Annotated in this window: 20 protein-coding genes; 9 read left to right on the top strand and 11 right to left on the bottom strand. The window is 72.0% G+C overall.

The features are described from left to right. Positions 1 to 334: 334 nt before the first annotated feature. Positions 335 to 1,639, top strand: coding sequence for a sigma 54-interacting transcriptional regulator (locus WMF31_RS16325; RefSeq protein WP_436602829.1), 1,305 nt, complete (start codon positions 335 to 337; stop codon positions 1,637 to 1,639). A 26-nt stretch (positions 1,640 to 1,665) separates the two neighbouring features. Here WMF31_RS16325 and WMF31_RS16330 read toward each other — a convergent pair whose 3' ends face one another. Genes WMF31_RS16330 through WMF31_RS16340 form a run of 3 tightly spaced genes read right to left on the bottom strand, consistent with a single transcriptional unit; the run spans position 1,666 to position 4,702 of the window. After that, on the bottom strand, positions 1,666 to 2,367 hold the full coding sequence (locus tag WMF31_RS16330; protein WP_436602830.1) for a hypothetical protein: 702 nt from the start codon (positions 2,365 to 2,367) through the stop codon (positions 1,666 to 1,668). Positions 2,368 to 2,421: 54 nt separating this feature from the next. Further along, positions 2,422 to 3,579, bottom strand: coding sequence for a GNAT family N-acetyltransferase (locus tag WMF31_RS16335; RefSeq protein ID WP_436602831.1), 1,158 nt, complete (start codon positions 3,577 to 3,579; stop codon positions 2,422 to 2,424). Then, positions 3,569 to 4,702, bottom strand: a complete 1,134-nt coding sequence (locus tag WMF31_RS16340) for a quinone-dependent dihydroorotate dehydrogenase (RefSeq protein WP_436602832.1) — start codon at positions 4,700 to 4,702, stop codon at positions 3,569 to 3,571. Before WMF31_RS16340 ends, WMF31_RS16335 begins: the two co-directional genes overlap by 11 nt. A gap of 259 nt (positions 4,703 to 4,961) precedes the next feature. Between WMF31_RS16340 and WMF31_RS16345 the strand changes: the two genes are divergently transcribed. Next, positions 4,962 to 6,260, top strand: coding sequence for a M18 family aminopeptidase (locus WMF31_RS16345; RefSeq protein ID WP_436606567.1), 1,299 nt, complete (start codon positions 4,962 to 4,964; stop codon positions 6,258 to 6,260). Between the two features lie 59 nt (positions 6,261 to 6,319). Here WMF31_RS16345 and WMF31_RS16350 read toward each other — a convergent pair whose 3' ends face one another. Then, entirely contained in the window at positions 6,320 to 7,366 is a 1,047-nt protein-coding gene (locus tag WMF31_RS16350; protein ID WP_129348904.1) for an agmatinase family protein, read from the bottom strand. A 399-nt stretch (positions 7,367 to 7,765) separates the two neighbouring features. Between WMF31_RS16350 and WMF31_RS16355 the strand changes: the two genes are divergently transcribed. Next, positions 7,766 to 8,710 (top strand): fatty acid desaturase family protein, encoded by a 945-nt coding sequence (locus WMF31_RS16355; protein ID WP_436602833.1) that lies wholly within the window; start codon positions 7,766 to 7,768, stop codon positions 8,708 to 8,710. 304 nt (positions 8,711 to 9,014) lie between these two features. Here the strand turns inward: WMF31_RS16355 and WMF31_RS16360 are convergent, their stop codons facing one another. Together WMF31_RS16360 and serC are read right to left on the bottom strand one after the other, a co-directional pair. Further along, complete coding sequence (locus WMF31_RS16360; protein WP_129356734.1) at positions 9,015 to 9,335, bottom strand: KGG domain-containing protein; 321 nt, start codon at positions 9,333 to 9,335, stop codon at positions 9,015 to 9,017. Positions 9,336 to 9,848: 513 nt separating this feature from the next. Next, the gene (gene serC, locus WMF31_RS16365; RefSeq protein ID WP_436602834.1) at positions 9,849 to 10,934 is read right to left on the bottom strand and encodes a 3-phosphoserine/phosphohydroxythreonine transaminase; all 1,086 of its coding nucleotides are present in this window, start codon (positions 10,932 to 10,934) and stop codon (positions 9,849 to 9,851) included. A 201-nt stretch (positions 10,935 to 11,135) separates the two neighbouring features. On the opposite strand from serC, the gene WMF31_RS16370 reads away from it, so the two are divergent. Beyond that, positions 11,136 to 12,098 (top strand): ferritin-like domain-containing protein, encoded by a 963-nt coding sequence (locus WMF31_RS16370; protein ID WP_436602835.1) that lies wholly within the window; start codon positions 11,136 to 11,138, stop codon positions 12,096 to 12,098. Beyond that, complete coding sequence (locus tag WMF31_RS16375) at positions 12,091 to 13,212, top strand: 1-aminocyclopropane-1-carboxylate deaminase/D-cysteine desulfhydrase (protein ID WP_436602836.1); 1,122 nt, start codon at positions 12,091 to 12,093, stop codon at positions 13,210 to 13,212. The genes WMF31_RS16370 and WMF31_RS16375 overlap by 8 nt, the downstream gene beginning before the upstream one ends. Before the next feature lie 7 nt (positions 13,213 to 13,219). On the opposite strand, the gene WMF31_RS16380 is transcribed toward WMF31_RS16375, so the two are convergent. Further along, the gene (locus tag WMF31_RS16380) at positions 13,220 to 13,852 is read right to left on the bottom strand and encodes a hypothetical protein (RefSeq protein ID WP_242516389.1); all 633 of its coding nucleotides are present in this window, start codon (positions 13,850 to 13,852) and stop codon (positions 13,220 to 13,222) included. A gap of 153 nt (positions 13,853 to 14,005) precedes the next feature. On the opposite strand from WMF31_RS16380, the gene WMF31_RS16385 reads away from it, so the two are divergent. Next, positions 14,006 to 15,217, top strand: a complete 1,212-nt coding sequence (locus WMF31_RS16385; RefSeq protein WP_436602837.1) for a hypothetical protein — start codon at positions 14,006 to 14,008, stop codon at positions 15,215 to 15,217. Between the two features lie 28 nt (positions 15,218 to 15,245). Here WMF31_RS16385 and WMF31_RS16390 read toward each other — a convergent pair whose 3' ends face one another. Next, positions 15,246 to 16,295, bottom strand: a complete 1,050-nt coding sequence (locus WMF31_RS16390; protein WP_436602838.1) for a rhomboid family intramembrane serine protease — start codon at positions 16,293 to 16,295, stop codon at positions 15,246 to 15,248. A 280-nt stretch (positions 16,296 to 16,575) separates the two neighbouring features. Here WMF31_RS16390 and apaG point away from each other — a divergent pair, with 280 nt between their 5' ends. Then, positions 16,576 to 16,959 carry a Co2+/Mg2+ efflux protein ApaG gene (gene apaG, locus WMF31_RS16395; RefSeq protein ID WP_436606568.1) on the top strand — a complete coding sequence of 128 codons (384 nt, stop codon included), beginning with the start codon at positions 16,576 to 16,578 and terminating at the stop codon, positions 16,957 to 16,959. Here the strand turns inward: apaG and clpA are convergent. The 3 genes from clpA to WMF31_RS16410 form a co-directional block, all read right to left on the bottom strand. Beyond that, on the bottom strand, positions 16,928 to 19,252 hold the full coding sequence (gene clpA / locus WMF31_RS16400) for an ATP-dependent Clp protease ATP-binding subunit ClpA (protein WP_436602839.1): 2,325 nt from the start codon (positions 19,250 to 19,252) through the stop codon (positions 16,928 to 16,930). The two genes, apaG and clpA, sit on opposite strands and share 32 nt — an antisense overlap. Further along, the gene (gene clpS, locus WMF31_RS16405) at positions 19,249 to 19,572 is read right to left on the bottom strand and encodes an ATP-dependent Clp protease adapter ClpS (RefSeq protein WP_129348887.1); all 324 of its coding nucleotides are present in this window, start codon (positions 19,570 to 19,572) and stop codon (positions 19,249 to 19,251) included. The genes clpA and clpS overlap by 4 nt, the downstream gene beginning before the upstream one ends. A 364-nt stretch (positions 19,573 to 19,936) precedes the next feature. After that, positions 19,937 to 22,474, bottom strand: coding sequence for a glycogen/starch/alpha-glucan phosphorylase (locus tag WMF31_RS16410; RefSeq protein ID WP_436602840.1), 2,538 nt, complete (start codon positions 22,472 to 22,474; stop codon positions 19,937 to 19,939). Between the two features lie 188 nt (positions 22,475 to 22,662). On the opposite strand from WMF31_RS16410, the gene WMF31_RS16415 reads away from it, so the two are divergent. Beyond that, a complete protein-coding gene (locus tag WMF31_RS16415; RefSeq protein WP_436602841.1) occupies positions 22,663 to 23,241 on the top strand; it encodes a Uma2 family endonuclease in 579 nt (192 codons plus the stop codon). A 77-nt stretch (positions 23,242 to 23,318) separates the two neighbouring features. Beyond that, complete coding sequence (locus tag WMF31_RS16420; RefSeq protein WP_436602842.1) at positions 23,319 to 24,416, top strand: Nif3-like dinuclear metal center hexameric protein; 1,098 nt, start codon at positions 23,319 to 23,321, stop codon at positions 24,414 to 24,416. The last annotated feature ends 544 nt before the right edge of the window (positions 24,417 to 24,960 follow it).

Genomic DNA, 24,960 nt, shown 5'->3' on the forward strand with positions numbered 1-24,960 from the left:
CGTTGATCGAACCATCTCGACAGGCCCGACGCGGGCTGTCGTTCAACTCTGCCTCGGTGAGATACGCCTCGATGACTCGAGGGGATCATGCACCCCATCATCTCTTGCGTAGCCTCGTAGTCTAACCTCTCGAGGGCCTCGCCCGCTACGCGCGGAGCACACTCATGGATCGAAAATCTCCGCGGTTTCTCTCGTGTTTGTGGAAGTTTGCGGCGATGGCCGCGGCCGCTCGGGAAGCCGCGTACCCGGTGCGCCCAGGTGGGCGCCGCCGGCGGCGGGGCAGGGGGCGTGCGTCGATGTGGTCAAGGGCGGGGAAATCGAATAACCGTTGGATATGAGCTCGACGAGGGATGCGACCCGCGCTCGCGCGGTTCAGTGGTTCGTTCGCGGCGGCACGCTGCGCGTGGCGGGCCGGGAGCCTGTCCGGATCGGCGTCGCGCCGATCGTGGTGGGGCGAGACCCGAGCTGCGGTGTGGTCGTCGACGATCCGGAGGTCAGCTCGACGCATTGCGAGCTGCGCGCCGAGGGCCCCGGCGTGCTCCTCCGCGATCTCGGCAGCAAGAACGGCACGTTCGTGTCGGCGGTCCGCGTCCGCGAGGCGATCCTGACGGCCGCGTGCCCGATCCAGGTCGGCGGGTCGATGCTGAGCTTCGATCCGCTCGAGAAGGAGCGCGTGGAGGTCGGCTTCGACGAGAGCTTCGGCCCGCTGATCGGGGCCTCGCCGCGGATGCGCCACCTGTTCCGCCTGCTGCGCGAGGTGTCTCCCACCGATCTCTCCCTGCTCATCACCGGGGAGACCGGCACGGGCAAGGAGCTCGTCGCGCAGGCGATCCACGACGCGTCGAGCCGGCGCGGCGGGCCGTTCGTCGTCGTGGACTGCGCCTCGCTGCCCGGCGCGCTCGCCGAGAGCTTCCTGTTCGGTCACGAGCGGGGCGCGTTCCCCGGCGCGCTCGAGCGGAAGGACGGCGCCTTCCACGAGGCGAACCACGGCACGATCTTCCTCGACGAGCTCGGCGAGCTGCCGCCCGAGCTCCAGCCGAAGCTGCTCCGCGTGCTCACCGAGCGCAAGCTGAAGCGCGTCGGGTCGCGGCTCCACGAGCCGATCGACGTGCGGATCATCGCGGCGACGCGCCGCGATCTCGGCCGCGTCATGAACACCGGGCGCTTCCGGAGCGACCTCTTCTTCCGTATCGCCCAGATGCGCATCGATCTGCCGCCGCTCCGCGAGCGGCGTGAGGACATCCCGCCGCTCGTCCAGAGCGTGTGCGAGCGCATGGGGTGCCCGGAGCGCGCCGTGGAGATGATCAACCTCATCACCACGACGCTCGGCCAGCACGATTTCCCGGGCAACGTCCGCGAGCTCATCAACGTGACCAGCGTGGCCGCGAGCCTGCCGCCCGGGGCCGAGGCGATGGCGGCGATCCTCCCGCTCGAGGGCAGCGGCGACGTGGTCGCGCCGACGTCGGCCTTCGGCGAGGCGAAGCGGAGCGCGGTCGCGGCGTTCGAGCAGCGCTACTTCAGCGATCTCATCCGCGCGACGGGCGGCAACATCAGCGAGATGGCGCGCCGCGCGGGCATGGAGCGCCACCACGTGCGCATGTTCCTGAGGAAGCACGGGCTGAACGCGAAGCAGGGCTAGGGGCGAGGGCTCGTCGCCGACGCGAGCTAGGCGCCGCCCGCGCCGGCGCGGCCGCCGGCGCCGCCGGCCGCGCCGGCGCCGCCGCCGCCGGCCGCCGGATCACCTCCGGCGCCGCCGCCGCCGGCCGCAGGATCTCCCCCCGCGCCGCCGCTGCCGCCCGCGCCGCTCGTGGTGGTCGTCGTCGCGGTGGTGGTGGCCGGGCCGCCGCCGCCGCAGCGCTCCGCGCCGCGACAATCCGCGCAGGAGCAGCCCTCGAAGTACTCCGCGCACGAGCCGTTGTCCTCGCAGTGGTCCGTGCACCGCGGCGTGTCCGTGCAATCGGGGCAGGTGCAATCCTCGTTGGCGTTGCACCCCTCGTTGTCGTTGCACCCGCGGCGCGGGCTGCAGGCGGCGACGCTGCCGGCGCAGTCGGCGCAGGTGCAGTCCTCGCTGTCCGGAGCGTCCTCCCGCAGATCGCACACGCCGTCGTCGTTGCAGTGGCCGAGGCAGCTCGCCGAATCCGCGCAGTCGGGGCAGCCGCAGCTCTCCGGGACCTGGGCGAGGATCGTGCACCGCCCATCGGGGCTGCCGCCGAAGCAGCCGAAGCCGACGGAGCCGCCCGCCGCGGCGACCGTCGCGGTCGCGGTCGTGGTCGTGGTCGCGTCGGCCGTCGGGTCGCTCGAGCAGCCGCCGCTGGCGACGAACCCGGTGAGGGCGAGGGAGGCGAGGAGGGCAAGCCATGCGCGCATGTCCTTCAGCATCTCTCCCGGGAGCGCGGGACGTCAACACCGCGTGCGGGCGGCTCAGCGGAACGCCACGCTCGCGTCCGCGGTCCGCTCGCGCACGGCGGCGCGCTCGCGGGCCAGGAACTCGCGCACGGCGGCGTCGAGGCGCGGGTGGGCGAGGTGGTGGGCGCTGTGCGTGACGCGCGGCGCGAAGCCGCGCACGAGCTTGTGCGACCCGCCCGCGCCCGGCTCGAAGCGGCGCAGGCCCCGGGCGATGCAGTCCTCGACCGGATGGTAGTAGCAGACGTTGAAATGCAGGAAGGGCCGCTCCTCCGAGGCCCCCCAGTAGCGCCCATAGAGCGCCGTGGGCCCGGCGAGGTTGAACGCGCCCGCGATGGGCCGCCGGCCCTCCCGCGCGAGGACGATCTCGACGCCCCCCGCGCCCGCGCCGCCCTCGCGGCCGCGGAGCCGGGCCACGATCTCCTCGAAGAAGGCGCGGTTCAGGTACTGCCTCCCCCAGGCGAACTTCCGCACGGTGGAGGCGTAGTAGCCGAACATGACGTCCACGATCTCCGGCGTGATCTCCGCGCCGCGGAGCGTGGTGATCGAGATCCCCTGCCTCGACGGCTCGCGCATCTCGCGCCGGATCTGGTGCCGTCGCTTCGCGTTGAAGCGCCCGAGGAAGTCGTCGAACGTCCCGTACCCCTCGTTCTCGAACTGGAACTGGATCCCGTGGCGGTGCGCCATCCTCGATCCGGCGAGGGCCGCGGCCTCGTCCTCGGTCGGGAACAAGACGTGCGCGCTGGAGAGGCGGCTCCGCTCGACCAGCCTGCGGAGCGTCTCGGCGAGGACCGGGAGGAGCGCCGGCCGGTCCTCGGCCCGCCGCACGAGCAGGCGCGGCGACGTGGCCGGCGTGAACGGCACCGCGACGACCAGCTTCGGGTAGTACGGCGCGCCGATCTGGTACGACGCCGAGGCCCAGCCGTGGTCGAAGACGAACTCGCCCTCGCTGTTGTCCTTGAGGTACGCGGGCGCGGCGGCGAGCAGCGCGCCCTCGGCCCGGAGCGTGATGTGATGGGGCAGCCAGCCCGCCTCCTCGCCCACGCACCCCGTCCGCTCGAGCGCGTCGAACCACGCCCACGAGAGGAACGGCGCCTCGTCCACGCCGTGGAGCGCGTCCCACTCGCGCTCCGGGATCTCGCGGATCGTCTCGTGGACGTGCGCCTCAAGCTCCATGGCCGATGGTAGCGTGCGCCGCGCCCTCCGGCCTCCCGATCAGGTCCTGGAGCGACCGCGCGCCGGACCGCGCGACGCGCTCCGAGAGCCCCCGCGCGATCGCGGAGGGCAGGAGGGGCCCGCCGTAGATGAAGCCCGTGTAGAGCTGCACCAGGTCGGCGCCCGCCCGGAGCAGGTCCAGGGCGTGCTCCGCCGACTCGACGCCCCCGGCGCCGATCACCGTGACGCGGGGGCCGAGGCGCGCGCGGATCCGCCGCACCATCGAGAGCGAACGCTGCCGGAGCGGCGGACCGCTCAGCCCGCCCGCGCCCATCGCCTCGACGACCGCCGGGCTGGTCGCGAGGCCGTCGCGCCGCACGGTCGTGTTCGTCGCGATGACCCCGGACAGGCCGACCTCCTCCACGACCGCGAGCAGCGCCTCGAGCTCCTCGTCGCCGAGGTCCGGGGCGACCTTGATGAGCAGCGGCACCGGCGCCCCGGCGCCGCGGTTCTCCCGCGCGATCGCCGAGAGCAGCGCCCGCGCGATCGCCGGCCCCTGCATCGCGCGCAGATCCTTGGTGTTCGGCGACGACACGTTGATCACCACGAAGTCGGCCGCGCGCCGCACCTCCCGGAAGCTCGCGAGGTAGTCCTCGATCGCGGGCTCGATGGGGTCGAGCGGCGCGACGCGGGACTTGCCGATCGAGATGCCCACGGGCACGCCCACGGCCGCCGCGCCGCCCCGATCGAGCAGCCGCGCGGTGACGCGCGCCGCGCCCTGGTTCGGGAACCCGAGCCGGTTGATGAGCGCCCGGTCGGCCGGCAGGCGGAACAGGTTCGGCCGGGGGTTCTCGGCCTGCGCCACCGCCGTGACGGTCCCGAGCTCGACGAAGCCGAACCCGAGGGCGGCGAGCGCGCGGGCGCGGCGCGCGTCCTTGTCGAAGCCGCCGGCCACGCCGAGCGGGGAGGGGAAATCGAGCCCCATGGCGCGCACCGCGACGCGCCCGTCCCGGGGCGCCAGGCGGGCGCGCACGAGGGCGCGGAGCGGCTCCACGTGCTCGAGCGGGCCGAGCGCGAGCATGCCGAGCTCGTGCGCGAGGCGGGGTGGAAGCGCGAAGAGGAGCGGTCGGACGAGGCGGTACATCGGGGGCGTCTCCTACGTGCGGGCGCGCGGCGCGCGGCGTCTTGCGCTGCCCGGCGGCGCGGCGGCGGTGGGCGATATCATGGCGCGCCGCGCGCGTGTGTCGCGACGCGAGCGGGCGGGCGGGCGACGCGAAGATCGGCGCGCGCGCCGGCTCTGCTAGACTCGGCGGCCCATGACGGCCCCCGAGATCCTCGATCGCGCAGGCGATCCCAAGCCATCGACCGACCTTGGCGAGCGCTTCCCGAGGAGCGCGGACGAGATGGCGTCGCTGCGCGCGCGCGGCATCGCGGCCGCCCGCGACCTGTGCGCCTTCATCGACCGCGCGCCGACCCCGTACCACGCCGTCCGCGAGGTCGCCTCGCGGCTCACGGCGGCCGGCTTCTCGGAGCTCGGCGAGCGCGACGCCTGGGCGCTCGCGCCGGGCGATCGCCGCTTCGTCATCCGGGGCGGCTCGACCCTCGTCGCGTTCGTCGCAGGGGCCGAGCACCCGGCGCGGGGCGGCTTCCGCGTCCTCGGCGCCCACACCGACTCGCCCAACCTCCGGGTCAAGCCGAACGCCGACCTCTCGCGGAGCGGCTACCAGCAGCTCGGGGTCGAGGTCTACGGCGGCGTGCTCTACGCGACCTGGCTCGACCGCGATCTCAGCGTGGCCGGGCGGGTGCACGTCCGCAGGGAGGGCCGGGTCGAGCACCACCTCGTCGACCTGGGCCGCCCGGTCGCGCGGGTGCCGAACCTGGCGATCCACCTGAACCGCGGGGTGAACTCCGACGGGCTCGTGCTCAACGCGCAGAAGCACCTCGTCCCCGTGATCGGCCTCGGCAAGGACGCGGATCTGAAGGCCGTGCTCGCGTGCGCGCTCGACGCGCCGCGCGACGCCGTCCTCGGCTTCGATCTCTGCCTGTACGACACGCAGAAGGCCTCGCTCGGCGGGCTCTCCGACGAGCTCATCTTCGCGTCCCGCCTGGACAACCTCGCGAGCTGCCACGCCGCGACGACCGCGCTCCTCGGCGCGGGCGATCCAGGGGCGGCGACGCGGGTCATCGCGCTCTACGACCACGAGGAGTGCGGCAGCCGGAGCGCGGTGGGCGCCGCGGGCAGCGTGCTCCGCGACGTGCTCGCGCGGATCGTCGACGCGTACCCGGCGCGCGAGCCGCAGGCGTTCGCGCGGGCCATCGCCGGGTCGCTGCTCATCTCGGCGGACATGGCCCACGCCGTGCACCCGAACTACGCCGATCAGCACGAGCCGCGCCACGCCCCGCAGATCAACCGCGGGCTCGTGATCAAGTCGAACGCGAACCAGTCCTACGCCACCGACGGCGCGACCGCGGCCGCGCTCGAGGCGCTCTGCCACGACGTGGGCTACGCCCCCCAGCGGTTCGTCGTGCGCAGCGATCTCCCGTGCGGCAGCACGATCGGCCCGATCACCGCGGCCGCGCTCGGGATCGCGACCGTCGACGTCGGCGCGCCGATGCTGAGCATGCACTCCTGCCGCGAGATGGCCGGCACGCTCGACGTGCACCTCACCATCGAGACCTACCGCCGCGCCCTCGGCGGGTGACCGCCGCGCCGCTGTCCGCGGGGGCCCGCCGCGCCTGTCCGCGGGGCCCGCCGCGCCTGTCAGCGAGGGTCCTGCGAGAGGAGCGCGAAGCCGATCAGCTTGTAGAGGAGCCGCGCGCCGACGTTGCCGTCCCAGTCGTCGCCGTCGTCCCTGGGCGCGACCTCGTTCAGGTCGAAGCCCACGATGCGCCGCCCGCTCTTGTGAATGCGGCCGATGAGCGCGACGGCCTGCTGGAACGTGAGCCCGCCGGGCACGGGCGTGCCGGTGCTCGGGCACAGCATCGGATCGAGCCCGTCGATATCGAAGGTCACGTAGACGTCGCGGGGGAGGTCCTCGATGATCGCGTCGGTGATCAGGTGGAAGGGCTCCCCGTCGAAGAGCCGGTCGGCGATTGCGGGGTCGGTGTGGGCGACGATGCGCCCGTTCGACGCGCGGATGAACCTGGCCTCGTCCTCGCTCATGTCGCGCAGCCCGACCTGCACGATGCGCGCGATCTTCGGGTGGCGGGTCGCGACGTTGTACAGGATCGAAGCGTGCGAGTCGGTGAACCCCTCGTACGCGTCGCGGAGGTCGGCGTGCGCGTCGACGTGGAGGATCCCCATTCCGGGGTAGCGCTCGGCGTGCGCCGCGATCGTGCCGTAAGGGGCCGAGTGGTCGCCGCCGACGAGCCCGACGAGCTTGCCCCGCTCCAGCCAGCGCCTGGCGATCTCCCCGACCCGCTCGTTCAGCCGGCGCGACAGCGCGTTCACCGCGGCGAGGCGCGCCTCGAGGTCCCGGTCGCCGGCGACCTCCCCGTGCGCCGCGAGGACCGGCTCGGCCGCCGCGCACGCCTCCGCGTTCCAGCGCGCGATGTCGGGGTCGACGTCGAGCATCGCGATGCCCTGCTCGTAGGGCCTGCCCGTGTGCAGGTCGAAGAGGTCGATCTGCCGGCTGGCCCGCAGGATCGCCGCCGGGCCCTTGGCGGCGCCGCGGCGATAGGACACCGTGGGCTCCCAGGGCACCGGGATGAGGACGACCCGGGCCTCGTCGGGGGTGTGCGGCAAGCCGTAGATCCCGTGGCCGAGCGCAGGACCGTTCGGATCGAAGCCGGGAGGGGATGAGCTCACGGGGGCCACGTTGGCGGTTCGCGACGGGGTCGTCAAGCGCGAGCCGAGCTCGGCCAGGGCCGCGCCGGAGCGCGCCGGAGCGCTCCGGCGCGCGCTGCGCAGGACAGGGGAGAGCGTGGTCCACACCCGCATTGCCCTCGCGCCGCGCGCGCGGAGGGGGCGAGGTGCGTAGGACGGATCGCACCGAGCACACATCCGATGGTGAGCGCGACGACGGAAGACGACTCGAAGCTTCCGTGCTGCGCCAAATTGGCGCTTCCGAGCAAGACGAAATGCGGTTACGAAGAGCTCCGACAGTTCGACGGGCCGCCGCGCCCGCCGGGCCTGGCCAGCGACGCCTCGCGCCGCGTCCTGGCCGGCCGGGACAGGCGAGCGGCCCTCGTTGCCGCGCAGAACGCCATGCTTCGCTACCGCGCCGATATCAAGACGCTCCTCTTCGTCGCTGCCTATTTCGTCCTCGTCGCCGTGCAGTGGATCTACGCGCCGACCGCGCTCTGGCTCGCGATTCCGCTCGTCGCGATGACCTGCGTGCTCTCGTTCCTCGGCGCGGTCGCGACCCACAACACGGTCCATTGCCCGGTGTTCCACCAGCGATGGCTGAACCGCGCCTTCCAGGTCGCGCTCACGCTGACGTACGGGCACCCGGTCAGCGCGTACGTGCCGGGCCATAACCTCAGCCATCACAAGTACACGCAGTCCCGGCGTGACGTGATGCGCACCACGAAGGTGCGTTATCGATGGAACCTGCTCAACGGGCTCCTCTTCATGAGCCGCGTGGTCCGGGACATCCTGCCGGCGGACATGCGCTACTTCAAGGCGATGTACCGGCGGAACCCGCCCTGGTTCCGGCAGATGGCCCTCGAGTCGGTGGTGTTCCTCGGCACGATGGGGGCGCTGCTCGCGCTCGACTGGGAGAAGTTCCTCGTCTACGTGCTGATCCCCCACCAGTACGCCGCGTGGGGGATCGTGACGATGAACTACCTCCAGCACGACGGCTGCGACGAGCGCAGCGAGTACAACCACTCGCGCAACTTCGTCGGCCGGCTGGTCAACTGGTGGACGTACAACAACGGCTTTCACTCCATTCACCACATGGAGCCCGGCCTGCACTGGAGCCTCCTGCCGGCCGAGCACGCGCGGCGCGTGGCCCCGTTCATCCACCCGAGCCTCGACCAGCCGTCGCTGCTCGCCTACGTGTTCCGCAGCTTCATCTGGCCCGGAAAGCGCCTGCGTTACGATGGCGCCCCGGTCGTGCTGCCGCCGGAGGAGCCTGACGAGGAGTGGATCCCCGGGCCGAAGGAGACGCCGAGCGACGTCTCGCTGGGCGCGATCGCGCCGGGCTGACGCCCGCGCCGTCCTCCCACCGGATCAGGCAGAGCGGCCAGGGCCGCACCACCCGCCGGGACAGGTTTCTGTTCCCGGCGTCCCTGGCGCCTCGACGGATCCGAGATCCTCTCTCTTCGGGTGATTTCAACCCCCCTTGTCGCGCGAGGGGGGCTCTTCGCCGTCGCCTCGGGGAGGCGCCCTGTGGGGTCGGGGAGGCGCCCTGTGGGGCCACGGCCGGGCGCCGCGGGGCGAGGGCAGCGCGCGTGGGGCAGAGAGAGGGGCTGGCCCGGCGCCACCGCGCCGGGCCCCTCGCCTCCCCCGATCAGCGCTGCTGGTCTCCGCGCGGCTGATCGCCCCGCGACTCGCCGCCCCTGCGGCCGATTTCCGCCATGTGCTGGCGGTCGCCGCTCACGGCCTCGCCGCCCTTGCGGCCGATCTCGGCCATGTGAGCCCGGTCCTGGCTCACGCGCTCGCCGCCCCGCCTGCCGATCTCGGCCATGTGCTTGCGGTTCTGGCTGACGACCTCGCCGCCCTTCTTGCCGGCGGCGCGGGCCTCGTCGCGCGTGAACTCGTGGGCCGTGCCCTTCTCGTGCGCCGCCTTCCCGCCCTTGCTGGCGATCTTGCGCTGGCGCTCCTCATCCATGGCGGCGAACCCTCGCTGCTGGCGCTCGCTCGCCGGCCTCTGCGTCGCTGACGACGGCGGGGGCTCGCTCGGCAAGGCCCCTTTCCCCTCCTGGTCCTCCTCAATCCTGGAAACCATCCCACGATCATCCATGCTCGCCATCATCCTCTCCTTACGGTTGGCTCGCTCGATTCACGTATCCAACAGGGGCTGCGAGCCGGTCGAGGAACGGCGTTCACCATCCCCTCCCGGTACCGGTCGGGGAACGGCGCTCACCGCCCCCTCCCGATATCGGTCGGAGATCAGCGTTCGCCATCCCCTCCCGGCGCCGGTCGGGGAACGGCGTTCACCGCCCCCCTTCCAAGCAGTGGAAAGGTCGACAGACCCTTTCCGCGGGGGCCTGTTGTGCCGGGCGGAACAACGTCAAGCGGGCTGAAGGTTGGGACGTGACGAATTCAACGGAGCTCGCCGAGGACGCATGTGGAAACCTCGGCGAGCCTGGAAATGACGAGAATGTCGTTATCCCGCGGCCGCTCAACCCCTCTTGGCGAAGTCCCGCATGAACGCCGTCAGGCGCTCCACCGACTCAACGGATACAGCGTTGTAGAGCGAAACCCGGATACCCCCGGTCGACCTGTGTCCGGCGAGCCCCACCATGCCCTCCTTTGCGGCCTCGGCGACGAAGCGCTTCTCCATCTCCTCGCTGGGCAGCCGGAACACCACGTTCATGAACGAACGGCTCTCCTTCTCGACCGGAGCCAGGAAAAAATCCGGATTTGCGTCCAGGGTCGCATACAGCAGCTCCCCCTTCTTGCGGTTGCGTCGCTCGACCTCCTCGAGCCCACCGACCTCAAGCGTATACGCGAGCACGTTGCGCATGAGGTAGATTGCGAATGTCGGAGGTGTGTTGTAGAGCGAGTTGCTGGCTGCGTGAGTGGCATAACGGAAAATGACCGGAATATCCTTTCTCGCGCTGTCAACGAGGTCCTTCCGGGCGATGACGATCGTGAGCCCGCTCGGCCCGATGTTCTTCTGGGCGCCGGCGTAGATCAGGGCAAATCTGGAGATATCCATCGGGCGCCACATGATGTCTGACGACATGTCCGCGACGAGCGGCACATCGCCCGTCTCGGGCAGCCAGTGCCACTGGGTCCCGAAGAGCGTGTTGTTGGTCGTCATGTGGACGTAGGCGGCGTCCGGATCGAGCGACAGCTCGCCCTGACGGGGGATCCGGGTGTAGCGCTTGTCCACCGCGGTGCTCGCCGCGGCGCGGGCCTTGCCGACGCGCTTCGCCTCCGCGAAGGCCTTCTCGGACCAGCCGCCGGTCAGGAGGTAATCGGCGCTCCGGTCCGGCGGCAGGAGGTTCATCGGCACCACGGCGAACTGCATGGACGCGCCGCCCTGCAGGAGCAGCACGTGGTAGTCGTCCGGCACGTCGAGCAGCCGCCGGAGCAGCGAGATCGCTTCGCTGTGCACCGCGTCGAACGCCTTGCCGCGGTGGCTGTGCTCGATGATCGACATGCCGGTCCCCTCGAAGTCGATGAGCTCGCGCTGCGCGCGCTCGAGGGCGGGGAGGGGGAGCCCGGCAGGGCCAGGGTTGAAGTTGTGGACGCGCGCCATGGTGCTTCTCCTGAGGTTCGAGTCGGCGGCTCCTGAGCCGCCGCCGCGGCCGTATACCACGAGGCCGACGGAGGCTCCGCCCGGGCGAGCCGAGCCGCGCGGTGTGGCGTGCCCCACCGCCCTCCGCCGCGCGGGCGGGCGCATCGCGGGCCTGCCCGGGGCCGCGGTCTGGGCTAGATTCATCGCTCCGGAGGGCGAGCGATGCTGGTGACCCGCGAAGAGATGGCGTTCGATTTCCAGGGCGCCAAGCTCGATCCCGTCAAGGACAAGGACGTGATCGTCTGGGCGGTCCAGCAGTTCCTCTACGGGGAGATCACCGGCGTCCAGATCGGCCACTGGCTCTACAACGCCCCCGACCTGGAGTCCGCGCGCTTCCTCGCGCGCCAGGCGGTCGAGGAGTTCCAGCACGTCGGCAACTTCCTCCGCATCCTCGAGATCCTGGGCGCGCCGCCGGAGAAGGCCGCGTGGAGCGTCCGGTTCCTCGCGACCGGGCTGATGGGCGGCGACTGGGCCGAGCACGTCGCGCTCGAGATGGCGCTCGGCGAGGGCCTCGTCCTCCAGGCCTTCTACGCGATGATCGACACCGTGGACGAGCCGGAGATCGTCGCCATCCTGAAGCGCGGCGTCCGGCAGGAAGAGCGCCACGTCGACTTCGGCGAGCAGCAGACCAGGAAGGCCATCGCGGGCAGGCCCGCGCTCCGGCGCCGGCTGCTCGGGCTCGCGCTGGTGTCGCTCTGGGGCGTGTCGCGGCTCGAGGCGTTCATGAAGAAGCGCCTGCCGATGGACCACCCGGCGCTGCGGCGCCTGCCCGATCTGGTCCGCCACTCGGTGCGGATCGCGGAGCTCCGCCTCATGCGGATCGGCCTGACCGCGGCGCCGATCTCGTCGATGTCGACCGCCCGCAAGCTCGCGCTCGTGGCCGAGGCGTACGCCGGCAAGCTCGCGCTCGGCCTCGCGTCGTGGGTGCTCTCGGTGCTCCTCCTGCCGCTCCGGCTGCTCGGGCTCGCCGGGCCGAAGCGGCTGACGGACACGTACCTCAGCGATCCCCTGGTCGTGCGCGCCGGCCAGCCCGGCGCCGCGACGGAGGACGACGCCGACGACGCGGGGGCGCAGGCCGGCCCGGGCGGCCCTCCGGCGGGGCACGGCGCGGCGGCGCGTGCCTGAGCGGGACGACGGTCGGCGCGCCGCCCGCGGCTCCCTGCCCGCTGCCAGGGAGCTGCCGCTCTTCGCCGAGCTGCCCGAGCTCGCGGGTCAGGTCCCGTGGCGCCCGCTCGCGCACGCGCCGACGCCGGTCGTCCCCTGCGCGGCGATCGAGGGCTACCTCGGCCGCGGCGGCGTCTGGATGAAGCGCGACGATCGGATCTCGCCGCTCTACGGCGGCAACAAGGTGCGGCGCTTCGAGTTTTTGCTCGCGGACGCGGAGCGGCGCGGGGCGAGGACGCTCGTCACCGTCGGCGGGCTCGCGTCGACGCAGGTCACGGCCACGGCGATCTTCGGCCGGGCGCTCGGCTTCGCCGTGACCGCGGTCCTGTTCGATCAGCCGGTGACCCGCTTCGCCCGCCGGGCGCTCCTCGCCGACGCCGAGAGCGGCGCGGAGCTCGTCCACGGCGGCGGGTACGCGACCACGGCGCTCTGCGCGCTCCGCGCGCTCGGGCGGGCCGATCGCCCCTATTTCATCCTGCCCGGCGCGTCGTCCGCGCTCCCGTGCCTCGGCTACGTCGACGCGATGCTGGAGCTCGCGGAGCAGGTCCGGCGCGGCGAGGCCCCGCGCCCCGATCGCATCGTCGTCCCCACGGGCACGGGCGGGACGGTCGCGGGGCTCGCGCTCGGCGCGGCGATGCTCGGCTGGCCGACCACGATCGTCGGCGTGCGCATCACCGAGCGCATCGCCTCGAACCGCGCCGTCGTCCGGTACGAGATCGGCAGCATGATGCGCTACCTCGCCCGGCGCGCGCCGCGCTTCACCCGGCGCCGGCTCCCCGACGTCCGCTTCGAGATCGATCACCGCGCGGTCGGCCCCGGCTACGGCGCCCCGACCCCCGCCTCGATCGCGGCGATCCCCGAGGTGGAGCGGCTGATCGGCGTGCCGGGGGAGGTCACGTACAGCGGCAAGGCGCTCGCCGCCTTGCGCGAGATCGGGCGGGAGCGCCCGGCGGAGACGATCCTGCTCTGGCAGACGCTCTCGAGCGCGCGCGCGGCGGCGGACGCCGCGCCGGTCGGCCCCGAGGCGCTGCCGCCGGCGCTCGCGCGGCTCTTCGAGGGGGACGTCGCCGCGTGAGCCGGCGTCACTTCAAGCGCAGGCTGTTCAGGAGCTTGTCGAAGTCGCCGCGCGCCGCGGTCACCGTCTTCTCGGGGCCGGTCATCTTGAAGAACCAGCTCTCGCCCGAGGGCACCTCGGCGATCGCGCCGAGCATGGCCTGGCTCGGCTTCGGCGCCGAGGCGGGCATGCCGGGCATCCCGGAGCCGCTGAAGGTCCCACGGATCTCGACCACGGTGACCTTGATGCCGCCCACGTTGAGCTCGTGCCGCTTCGGCTCGCCGCTCTTCTCGGAGAACTGGCCGATCCAGCGCGTGATGTTCGCCTCCACGCTGCCGCCGGCCCGGCTCACGCTGAGCTCCGCGTCCTCGGCGTCGCCCGGGGCGCGCTTGATCTTGTACGTGGCCTTGCGCATCGCGTTCGGGTTCGGCGCGCTCTCGAAGCTCGCGGGCGCGTCCCAGGCGAGCTCTCCCCCGGCCTGCCCGGCGGCCGGCGCCGGCTTCGGGGCGGCCGGCGCCTGGGCCTCCGCGGTGGCCTGGCCGGTCGCCGGCGCCGCGGGCGTGGATGTGGCCGTCGGCTCGGGCGGGGTCTTCGAGCACGCCGCGGCCAGCGCGGCGACGAGCGGCAGTACCTTGGCGTAACGGAGCGTGATCATCGTCATCGTGGCAAGGCCTCGGCGAGGGTTCGTCGCGACTCTAGTCGCGGCGCACGGCGCCTCAAGCCGGATCGGATCCGTGGGGGCGCTTCCCGGTCGCCGCGCTCGGCGCGGCCGGGTCGTGCAGTCGCGCTGGCCGCCGTGATACCACCAAAATTCATGGAACCCACTCTCCGGCGCGCCTTCAACGCCGCCTTCGGGCCGTCCACCTACGGGGATTACCTCGGCCGCCTCGAGCGGCGGCTCGCGTGCCGGATCCCGTTCCGCGTCGCCGAGACGCCGCTGTTCTTGCCGGCCCGGCTGCGCGAGCGCCTCGAGCGGAGCGCCACCGAGATCGTGCGGCAGATCTCGAGCCCCGCGCTCGTCGAGGCGATGAAGCGCGCCATCCCCGCGCACCTCGACGCGCCCGGGATGGACGCGCTGCCCAACTGCGCGCAGGTGGACTTCGCGATCGTGCGCGGCCCGGACGGCGAGCTCGACGGCAAGGTGGTCGAGCTGCAGGCGTTCCCCTCGCTCTACGCGCTCATGCTGGTCCAGGAGGAGATCCTGGCCGAGACGCTCGCCGGCATGCCGGGGCTCGATCGGCGCTGGTCGTGCTGCTTCGGCGGTCGGAGCCACGACGAGGTCGTCGCGTGGCTGCGCCGGGCGGTGCTCGCGGGCGAGCCCGAGGAGGCGGTGGTGCTGCTCGATCTCCACCCGGAGCGGCAGAAGACCTATCCGGACTTCGTGGCGACGAAGCAGCTCCTCGGCGTCGACGCGGTCTGCCCGACGGCGCTCGTCCGGGAGAAGGATCGGCTGTACCGCCGCGTGAACGGGCGCCTCGTCCCGGTCCGCCGGCTGTACAACCGCGTCGTGTTCGACGAGCTCGAGTCGACGCGGGTCGAGCTCCCGTTCCGGTACGGCGAGCCGCTCGACGTCACGTGGTGCTCGCACCCGAACTGGTACTGGGCGTGGTCGAAGTACACGCTGCCTCACGTCGACCACCCGGCGGTCCCGCGGGCGCGGCTCCTCAGCGAGATCGATCGCGCGCCCGCGGATCTCGAGCGCTACGTGCTCAAGCCGCTGTTCTCCTTCGCGGGCTCCGGCGTGAAGGTCGACGTCACGCCCGCGGATCTCGCGGCGATCCCGGCGCGCGAGCGCGCGCGGTGGCTGCTCCAGGAGAAGGTCGCGTACGAGCCGGCGCTCGTGATGCCGGACGGCGCCGGGGTGAAGGCCGAGGTCCGGATGATGTTCCTGCGCGCGCCGGACGAGCCGGCGCTCTCGCTCGTGCTCAACCTGGTCCGGCTGTCGCGCGGGAAGATGCTCGGGGTCGATCAGAACCGGGAACTGACCTGGGTGGGCGGGACGGTGGGGCTCTGGCCGGTGGATTGAGCGCGCGGCGCCGGCGGGTGGTGCGGCGTCAGGCGATGAGCGCGACCTGCCACGCGCCGAGGAGGATCGCCGCCGCCGCGGCGCCGAGCGCGACCTGGACGAGGGGGCGGGCCCTCGCGGGCCGACCGCGCAGCGCGAGGCCGGCGACGAGGCCGATCACGACGCCGCTGAGCAGGCCGAAGAGGTGGGCGCCGAGGTCGGAGCGCGGGCTCGCGCCGAGGGCGCCGAGGAGGGCGAGGCCGCCGGCGAGCGGCGCGGCGATCTGGATGAGGCCGCGCTTCTCGCCTCCGGCGCTGTCCTGGGCGCGGTCGAGCACGAGCTGCGTGGCGGCGAGCAGCCCGATCGCGCCGAACACCGCGGTGGAGGCGCCGATCGAGGCGTGGTGCTGGCCCATGCTCTCGTGCCAGAGCGCGTTCGCGAGGTTGCCGAGCGTGCCCGAGGCGACCACGGCGAGCGCGCCGCCGCCCGGGCCGAGGCGGCGTTGCACGGCGGAGGCGAACACCGTCCCGGAGATGACGTTGCCGAGCACGTGGCCCGAGTCGGCGTGCAGCGTGAGCGCGGTGATGGCGCGCCACGGCTCGGGCCCGATGACGAGATCGGCGACGGACGCGCCGCGCCGGAACCAGACACCTCCGCCGCTCGCGGGGCCGGTGACCAGGAAGAAGAAGAGGGCGGCCGCGGCGAACAGGATGGCCGCGACCGGGGAGGGCGGGTGGCGCAGGCGCTCGCGGGGGCGGCGAGGGGGCCAGTCGCGATTCTCGGCCTCGTACCGATCGATCGAGCTTGCGGCGAGGGCGTAATCCTCGTCGCGCACGAGGAGCACCCAGCCTGCCGAGGTGTACCGGACGGCGTGCCAAAGCTCGCTCGATTGCAGGACGAGGGCCCACTCGCGGATCTTGCGTTCCGGCGTGATGGGCCCGATCGCCGTCAATCCGAGCCCGTGGTCTTCCCGCTGTTCGCCCGGGGTGCCGCTGCTCTGGAGGATCGCCGCCCGATCGCCGCGGGGCGGCAGGAGCGCGATCGGGACGAACCGCTCGCCGTCCATATTTCCAGCACCGATCCGCTCCTGTTCCGCCACGGCGCGTTCCTCCACGGTTCGTTCAGCCACGGTCGACGAAACGTGCGGACGAGCTCGGAGCCTGTCAACGCCGGCGCACGGGGCGGGTGGTGGCCTCGTTCGGGGGGCTCACCGGAGGGGCTGGAATGTGGGCGGGTCACAACCTAGGCCCGCCGGAACGCAAGCTCCGGAGGTGAGCCCCCCGAACGAGGCCACCACCGGGCGCCTCTGGTCGCGCCTGGCCAGCTTCTCCTGTTACCGGGCCCTTGTGCGCGCGGCGCAGCGGTGGCAGTGCGTGGTTGTGTCGACCGCCATCACGCAGGGCATCCGGATCACTGTCTCGACCGTCTACGTCCCCACGCAGTCTTCGCCGACGGAGCATCGGTACGTCTTCGCCTACACGGTGCGGATCGCGAACGAAGGCACCGAGCCTGCGCAGCTGAAGACGAGGCACTGGATCATCACGCACGGGAGCGGGAAGGTGGAGGAGGTGCGCGGGCCGGGGGTGGTGGGGCAGCAGCCTTCGCTCAAGCCAGGGGAGCACTTCGAGTACACGAGCGGCTGTGTGCTGGAGACCCCGCGCGGGACGATGCGAGGGACCTATCAGATGCACCGCCCCGACGGCCGGATGTTCGACGCGGAGATTGCGCCCTTCACGCTGGCGATGCCGCACTCGCTGAACTGACCGCGGCCCTCGCCTTCTCGCCTTCGCCCCCCCCGTTCGCCCCCTCCTTCGCGGAGAACGCGAACGTGAACTCCTTCCCATCGAAATCGATCGCGACGGTCCCCCCGTTCTCGAGCGCCCCGAACAGCAGCTCGTCCCCGAGCCGTCGCTTGATCTCGTTCTCGATCACGCGCCCCAGCGGCCGCGCCCCGTTCGCCGGGTCGTACCCTCGCGTCGCGAGCTCGCCCCGCGCCCGCTCGTTCACCTCGACGGTCACCTCCCGGTCCGCGAGCATCGCCGCGAGCTCGCCGATGAACTTGTCGACGATGCTCCCCATCACCGACGGATCGAGCGGCCGGAACATGATGCGCGCGTCCAGCCGGTTCCTGAACTCCGGGCTGAACGTGTTCTTGTACGCCTTGTCGTCGTCGCCCGCCGTCCCCCGCTCGCCGAAGCCGACCCGCGCCTGCGCGAGCTCCCGCGCGCCCACGTTGCTCGTCATGATGAGCACCATGTGCCGGAAGTCGCTCTTCTTGCCGTTGTTGTCCGTCAGCGTGCCGTGATCCATCACCTGGAGCAGGACCTGGAACACGTCCGGGTGCGCCTTCTCGATCTCGTCGAGCAGGAGCACCGCGTGCGGCGTCTTCGCCGCCGCCTCCGTCAGCAGGCCGCCGCGATCGAAGCCGACGTAGCCGGGCGGCGCCCCGATCAGCCGCGAGACCGTGTGGCGCTCCTGGTACTCGCTCATGTCGAAGCGCAAAAAGCCGATGCCGAGCGCCTTCGCGAGCTGCTTCGCGAGCTCGGTCTTGCCGACGCCGGTCGGGCCCGAGAACAGGAACGAGCCGATCGGCTTCTCCGGCGCCCGGAGCCCCGCGCGCGACAGCTTGATCGCCGACGCGAGCTGCTTCACGGCCTCGTCCTGGCCGAAGATCACCGAGCGCAGCGACTGCTCCAGATCCTTGAGCTGCGCCTTGTCCGAGGTCGAGACCTGCCGCGGCGGGATCTGCGCCATCTTCGCGACGACGAGCTCGATGTCCGACGCCTCGACCGTGTACCCGTCGCCGTGGCGCAGGCGCGCCGCCGCGCCCGCCTCGTCGAGCAGGTCGATCGCCTTGTCCGGCAGCCGGCGATCCTGGAGGTAACGCGCGGACAGCTTGGACGCCGCCTCGATCGCCTCGTCCGTGTAGGTGACCTTGTGGAACTCCTCGTAGCGCTTCTGCAGGCCCTTCAGGATCTTCGTCGTCTCGTCGATCGACGGCTCGGTCACCTCGATGCGCTGGAAGCGCCGGGCGAGCGCGCTGTCGCGCTCTAAGTGCCCGCGGTACTCCTGGAACGTGGTCGCGCCGATGCAGCGCAGCCGGCCGGAGGCGAGCGCGGGCTTGAGCAGGTTCGAGGCGTCCATCGTCCCGCCGCTCGCGGCGCCGGCGCCGATGATCGTGTGGATCTCGTCGATGAAGAGGATCGAGCCCGGCTGCTTCTCGAGCGCGCGCAGCACCGCCTTCAGCCGGTTCTCGAAGTCGCCGCGGTACTTCGTGCCGGCGAGCAGCGCGCCCATGTCGAGCGCGTAGACGGTCGCGCCCCGGAGCGGCACCGGCACCTCGTTCTTCTCGATCTGCTGCGCGAGCCCCTCGACGATCGCCGTCTTGCCGACGCCGGCGTCGCCGATGAGCAGGGGGTTGTTCTTGCGGCGCCGCGCGAGCACCTGGATCGTGCGGGCGACCTCGAGCTCCCGGCCGACGAGCGGATCGATGCGCCCCTCGGCCGCCTCCCGGTTCAGGTTGGTCGTGAACGCGTCGAGCGGGTCCTTGACCGGCTGCGCGTTGCCGGGCTCGGCGCCCTCCTCGGGCTCCTCGCGGAGGCTGTCTTCCTGGCCCGCCTTCGAGATGCCGTGCGAGATGTACTTCACGACGTCGAGGCGGCTGACCCCCTGCTCGCCGAGGAGGCTCACCGCCGGGCAGTCGCGCTCGGCGAACATCGCGACCAGCACGTTCGCCCCCTTGAGCTCCTTCTTGCCCGAGGACTGCACGTGCATCGCGGCGCGGCCGACCACGCGCTGGAAGCCGAGCGAGAGCGTCGGGTTCGTGTCCGAGTCCTCCGGCAGCGCCTCGATCTCCTCGTCGAGGAAGCGCTCGAGCTTCTTCATGAGCCGCGGGACGTCGCCGCCCGCGTGGCGGACGACCTCGGCGGTCTCCTCGTCGAAGAGCAGCGCGTAGAGCAGGTGCTCGATGGTGACGAACTCGTGCCGGCGGCGCGAGGCCTCCCGGGTGGCGACCGAGAAGGCGATCTCTACTTCGTGGCTGATGCGCATGGTCATTCCGGCTCGGCGGTCAACCGAAGGGGCATCCCGTGCTCCTTGGCGAAGTCCTGGACTTGGGCGACCTTGGTCTCCGCAATATCCCTGGTGTACACGCCCGCGACGCCGTGGCCGCGGTGGTGCACGCTCAACATGATGTGCGTGGCTTCCGTCTCGGTGCGGTGGAAGAACTTCATGAGGACGAGCACGACGAACTCCATCGTCGTGTAGTCGTCGTTGTGGAGCACGACCTTGTAACGGCGGGCCCGCTCGACCTTGCGTTCCCTCTCCGTCGCGAGATCGCCTTCCCAGTCTTCTCTTTCCTCAGGATCGTTCGGCATAAATCCGTCGGGAAGGATAGCAAGAGCCCCGCCCCGGCAAGCGGCCGACGACGACGGCTCCCGCTCCCGAAGCATGCTCCGTCCGCGGTAGTTCTGCACGCGCACGGGATGGGATTTTCCGCGCTGATTTTACGCGACGCCGCCTCGGCCCCGGGAGGCCTGCTCGCAGCGAAGGCGGCCGGGGGGAGAGGGCGGCCGGGGGGGCTCCCCGGAGGGGCCTTCGTTACGGCGAGCCACGACAGGGGCACGCCGGAACGCAAGCCCCGGAGGGGAGCCCCCCCGGCCGCCCTCTCCCCCCGGCCGCCCGGCGGGGCGATCTCGCCCCGGGCGGGCCCACCGGGGGCGTCCTGGCGAGCTCAGGCGCTCAGCGGAGCGACATCGTGCCGGAGAGGTCGATCTCGACGGGCGAGAGGCCCCAGATGTCGCGCGCGTACTCGCGCACCGTGCGATCGGAGGAGAACTCGCCCACCCGGGCGATGTTCAGCGCCGCCTTGCGCATCCAGCGCTTCCGGTCGGCGTAGGCCGCCTCCACCTCGCGCTGGCAGGCGGCGTAGGCCGTGAAGTCCGCGAGCATCATGTACTCGTCGTGGCCGAGCAGGCGATCGAGCAGCGGGTGGAAGAGCTCCCGGTACTCCGGGCAGAAGAAGCCCGACGCGATGAGATCGATCACCTCGCGGAGCTCCGGATCGGCCGCGACGGCGTCGCGCCCCTGGAAGCCCTGGCGGCGGCGGGCGATCACCTCGTCGGCGGTCAGGCCGAACAGGAAGAAGTTCTCCGCGCCCACCGCCTCGCGGATCTCGATGTTGGCCCCGTCGAGCGTGCCCACGGTGAGCGCGCCGTTCAGCGCGAGCTTCATGTTGCCCGTGCCCGACGCCTCCATGCCCGCGGTCGAGATCTGCTCGGAGACGTCGGCGGCCGGGATGATGCGCTCGGCCAGCGACACGCGGTAGTTCGGCATGAACGCGACCCGGATCGCGCTGTGGCGCCGATCGCCGTTGACCACGTAGGCGACCGCGTGGATGAACTTGATGATGAGCTTCGCCTGCCGGTAGCCGGGGGCCGCCTTCGCGCCGAAGATGAAGGTCCGCGGCGTGACGTGCTCGCCGCGCTTCTGGCGCAGGTAGAGCGCGACGATGTGCAGCGCGTTGAGGAGCTGGCGCTTGTACTCGTGCAGGCGCTTGATCTGCACGTCGAAGATCGACGTCGAGTCGACGCTGACGTCGAGCGTCCGCTCGATGATGCGCGCGAGCGCCACCTTGTTGGCGCGCTTGACCTCGGCGATGCGGTCGATGAACCCCGCGTCGTCGACGTGCCGCTCGAGCTCGCGCAGCCGGTCGAACTCCGTCACCCAGCTCGGGCCGACCTTCTCGGAGACGAGCTGGGCGAGCTGCGGGTTGCAGGCGAGCAGCCACCGCCGGAACGTCACGCCGTTCGTCTTGTTGTTGAACCGCTCGGGCCAGAGGTCGTGGAAGTCGCGGAGCAGGTCGCGCTTGACGAGCTCGGAGTGGAGCTTGGCCACGCCGTTGACCGAGTGCGAGCCGACCACGGCGAGGTGGGCCATGCGCACGTGGCGCTCGTGCCCCTCCTCGATGAGCGACATCCTCGCCACGCGCTCGTGGTCCTGCGGGTGGGCGTCCATGACCTCGCGCAAGAACCGCCGGTTGATCTCGTAGATGATCTCGAGGTGCCGCGGCAGCAGGCGCTCGAAGAGCGAGACGGGCCAGCGCTCGAGCGCCTCGGGGAGCAGCGTGTGGTTCGTGTACCCGAAGGACGCGACCGTCTGCTTCCACGCGTCCTCCCAGGCGACGAGGTGCTCGTCGACGAGGACGCGCATCAGCTCGGCGATGGCGATGGCGGGGTGCGTGTCGTTGAGCTGGATGGCGTTCTTCTCGGCGAAGCGCGAGAAGTCCGGGTGGACCCGGCGGTAGCGGTTCACGATGTCGGCGATGGAGCAGGCGACGAAGAAGTACTCCTGCCGGAGGCGCAGCTCCTTGCCCTTGTCGAAGTTGTCGTTGGGGTAGAGGACCTTGGAGATGACCTCCGACTGGTTCTTCTCGTGGACGGCGTGCACGTAGTCGCCGGCGTTGAAGAGCTCGAAGTCGAACTCCTCGCCGGCGCGGGCGGACCAGAGCCGGAGGGTGTTGACGGTGTTCGAGCGGAAGCCGGCGATCGGGGTGTCGAACGGGACGCCGATGACCTGCTCGGCGGGGCGCCAGATGACGCGGAAGCCGCCGCGCCGGTCGGGGATGCGCTCGGTGTAGCCGCCGAACGAGACCGGGACGGCGTGCTCGGGGCGCTCGACCTCCCAGGGGTTGCCGAAGCGGAGCCACTCGTCGGCGCGCTCGACCTGGTAACCGTCGCGGATGGTCTGCTCGAAGATGCCGAACTCGTACCGGATGCCGTACCCGAAGGTGGGCAGGCCGATCGTGGCCATGGAGTCGAGGAAGCAGGCGGCGAGCCGCCCGAGGCCGCCGTTGCCGAGCCCGGCGTCGGGCTCCTGCTCGACGAGGTCGTCGAGGTTGTGGCCGAGCTCCGCGAGCACGGTCCGGTAGCTGTCGTAGATGTCGAGCGCCTGCAGGTTGGCGACGAGGGCGCGGCCGAGGAGGAACTCCGCCGAGAGATAATAGGCCCGCTTGACGTCCCTGGCGTAGTAGGTCTGCTGGGTCCTGGTCCACCGGTCGACGAGGCGGTCGCGCACCGAGAGGGCGAGGGCGACGTAGCGGTCGAACGGCGTGGCGCTCTGGGTGTCCCGGGCGCGGGAGTAGTGGAGGTGGTCGGCGAAGGCGCGGCGGAGCGCGAGGGGGTGCATGCCGGTGCGCGCGTCCGGTGTCGGAGCTCCGCGGAAGAACGCGGGGGGAGCTTCACTCGGACGGGTCGGATCGGCGTCGTTCGGGTTGGCCATGGCGGCGCACTGTAGACGGATCCGGCGCGATCTGGTGGGCTCCGCGACGGGTCCGGGCGAGGTTCCGCGCGGTGGGAGGGGATCGGCCCGGGGGCGGGGCCCGAGGCGGCCCGCCCCGCCAGGCGCCGGGGGCCCGGTCCCGGAGGCGCAGGCGCCGGATGCTCACCGTGTCATGATGCCGCATCGCCATGGTCGCCCCGGCCCATCGCATCCGCTACACGTACGCCGAGTACCTCGCCCTCGAGGCGTCCAGCAACGTCAAGCACGAGTTCCTCGACGGCCAGATCTACGCGATGGCGGGGGGTACCCCCGAGCATGCCGCGCTGGCGGCGGCGGTCATCGGCCTCCTCTTCCCCGAGCTGCGCCGGGGGCGATGCCGGGCTCACGACGCCGATCTGCGCGTGCGGGTGCCCTCGACCGGCCTCGCCACCTATCCCGACGTCACGGTCGTGTGCGGGCCGATCGAGCGGGACGAGAGGGACGAGCAGGCCGTGACGAACCCCACGCTCATCGTCGAGGTGCTGAGTCGCAGCACCGAGGTGTACGACAGGGGGGACAAGTTCGAGCACTACAAGACCCTGCCCTCGTTGCGCCAGTACGTCCTCGTATCGCACCGGGAGCGCTGCGTGGAGGTCTGGACCCGCGACGCCGGCGGCGGGTGGACGTCCGCCGTCGCGCGCGAGGGGGAGGTCGCGCACCTCGATTCCATCGGCGCGCGGCTCGACGTCTCCGAGCTCTACGAGGCCGCGGCCGAGCCTGCCGGCTGAGCGCTCCCCCCGGGCCGGGGAGGACGCGACGCGGGCCTCCCGGGTCGGGCGGACCTCCCTGTCTGGTATAGAGGCGCATGGCCCTCCTCAAGGACGTCCTCGCCGCGCTCGAGTCGATCGCCCCGGTCCGCTTCGCCGAGCCCTGGGACAACGTGGGGCTGCTCGCGGGCGACCCGGCGCGGCCGTCGTCCGCGGCGCTCCTCGCGATCGACTACACCCCCGAGGTCGCCCGGGAAGCGCGCGACCTCGGCTGCGACCTCGTGGTCGCCTACCACCCGCCGCTGTTCGAGGCCGTGAAGCGCGTCGTCGCGCCGAGCCCCGTCTTCGAGGCGATCCGCGACGGCATCGCGCTGTACTCGCCCCACACCGCGCTCGACGTCGCCGAGGGCGGCACCAACGACGTCCTGGCCGACGCGCTCGGCATGGCGGCGGCGCGCGCCCCGCTCAAGCGCGCCCCGTCCAGGGCCTGGCAGCACAAGCTCGTCGTCTTCGTCCCGGAGGAGCACGCCGACGCGGTGGCCGACGCGATCGCCGCCGCGGGCGGCGGCCGGATCGGGCGGTATTCCCGCTGCAGCTTCCGCACGACCGGCACGGGCACCTTCCTCGGCGAGGAGGGCTCGAACCCCGCGGTCGGCGAGAGGGGTCGGCTCGAGCGGGTCGCCGAGGTCCGGCTGGAGATGGTCGTCCCCCGCGACCGGACCGAGGCGGCCCTGCAGGCCATGCGCGCCGCGCACCCGTACGAGGAGGTGGCGTTCGACCTGGTCGAGCTCGCCGTCGAGCCGCTCCGGGCCGGCATCGGCCGGATCGGCCCGCTCGCCGGCGCCGCGCCGGTCCCCGAGCTCCTGGGCCGCATCAAGGCGGGCCTCGGGATCGACGCCCTGCTCGTGGCCGGCCCCGAAGCGCGGGTCGTCTCCCGCGCGGCCACGTGCGCCGGCGCGGGCGGCGCGCTCCTCGACGACGCGATCGCGCAGGGCGCCGAGCTCTTCCTCACCGGCGAGCTGCGCCACCACGACGCCCTGCGCGCCGCGAGCGCGGGCGTCACCGTGGTCGCGGCGCTGCACTCGAACAGCGAGCGCGCCGCGCTGAAGCGCCTGGCCGCGCGCCTCCGCGCCGAGATCCCGTCGCTCCGCGTCGACGTCAGCCTCCGCGACCGGGATCCGTTCTCCATCCGCTAGAGCGACGATCGGGTTGAAAGGGCCGTGGCGCGCTTCCACGGCGGCGCCGAGCGGCGCTTCCTCGCCGGAGATGTGCCATGTCACCCGCGTCACGACGGCGTGTCGGATCGCATGCCTTTCGACGCTTCCTCGATCGAGGAGCTCGACCTCTGATCGTGAGCGCCGGCACGCGATTCGAGCCGCGGATCGAGCGGCAACACCGGTGCCAGCGTGACAGGCATGCATCACGGAAGCGCCTGCTCGACCTCTGAGCGCATCAGGGAGAGCCTGGTAGCGACTGGATGCACGGAAGGCATCCAGAGAAAGGGTGTCGAAGGGAGCAATTCATTCTTGTCGAGCTGACAATTTGAAGGATGATTCGTCTCGGGTATCTCGCTCGCGCCTTCGTCGTGCCCTTTTGCCGGTGACGCGACGCGCCGACGCGGCCTCACCTCTTGCGTCATCGCCATGGAATCGTTGTACGGCAGCGGAGCAGCAGCGCTGGATCGCCGATCGCCCTGGGACGACCAGCCGCGGGCGCGCGACGGGCGCCGCTGTTCGCCCT

Origin of the sequence: Sorangium sp. So ce1036 (assembly GCF_051369805.1) — a bacterium.
Classification (GTDB): Bacteria; Myxococcota_A; Polyangia; order Polyangiales; family Polyangiaceae; genus Sorangium; species Sorangium cellulosum_F.

Coding starts and splice junctions, on each gene's coding strand:
- clpA (WP_436602839.1), bottom strand. CDS start 19,252: ATGACCATGCGCATCAGCCACGAAGTAGAGATCGCCTTCTCGGTCGCC.
- WMF31_RS16340 (WP_436602832.1), bottom strand. CDS start 4,702: ATGTACCGCCTCGTCCGACCGCTCCTCTTCGCGCTTCCACCCCGCCTC.
- WMF31_RS16345 (WP_436606567.1), top strand. CDS start 4,962: ATGGCGTCGCTGCGCGCGCGCGGCATCGCGGCCGCCCGCGACCTGTGC.
- WMF31_RS16410 (WP_436602840.1), bottom strand. CDS start 22,474: ATGGCCAACCCGAACGACGCCGATCCGACCCGTCCGAGTGAAGCTCCC.
- WMF31_RS16325 (WP_436602829.1), top strand. CDS start 335: ATGAGCTCGACGAGGGATGCGACCCGCGCTCGCGCGGTTCAGTGGTTC.
- WMF31_RS16335 (WP_436602831.1), bottom strand. CDS start 3,579: ATGGAGCTTGAGGCGCACGTCCACGAGACGATCCGCGAGATCCCGGAG.
- WMF31_RS16420 (WP_436602842.1), top strand. CDS start 23,319: ATGGCCCTCCTCAAGGACGTCCTCGCCGCGCTCGAGTCGATCGCCCCG.
- serC (WP_436602834.1), bottom strand. CDS start 10,934: ATGGCGCGCGTCCACAACTTCAACCCTGGCCCTGCCGGGCTCCCCCTC.
- WMF31_RS16385 (WP_436602837.1), top strand. CDS start 14,006: ATGGAACCCACTCTCCGGCGCGCCTTCAACGCCGCCTTCGGGCCGTCC.
- WMF31_RS16415 (WP_436602841.1), top strand. CDS start 22,663: ATGGTCGCCCCGGCCCATCGCATCCGCTACACGTACGCCGAGTACCTC.
- WMF31_RS16380 (WP_242516389.1), bottom strand. CDS start 13,852: ATGACGATGATCACGCTCCGTTACGCCAAGGTACTGCCGCTCGTCGCC.
- WMF31_RS16355 (WP_436602833.1), top strand. CDS start 7,766: ATGCTTCGCTACCGCGCCGATATCAAGACGCTCCTCTTCGTCGCTGCC.
- WMF31_RS16370 (WP_436602835.1), top strand. CDS start 11,136: ATGCTGGTGACCCGCGAAGAGATGGCGTTCGATTTCCAGGGCGCCAAG.
- WMF31_RS16360 (WP_129356734.1), bottom strand. CDS start 9,335: ATGGATGAGGAGCGCCAGCGCAAGATCGCCAGCAAGGGCGGGAAGGCG.
- WMF31_RS16330 (WP_436602830.1), bottom strand. CDS start 2,367: ATGCGCGCATGGCTTGCCCTCCTCGCCTCCCTCGCCCTCACCGGGTTC.
- clpS (WP_129348887.1), bottom strand. CDS start 19,572: ATGCCGAACGATCCTGAGGAAAGAGAAGACTGGGAAGGCGATCTCGCG.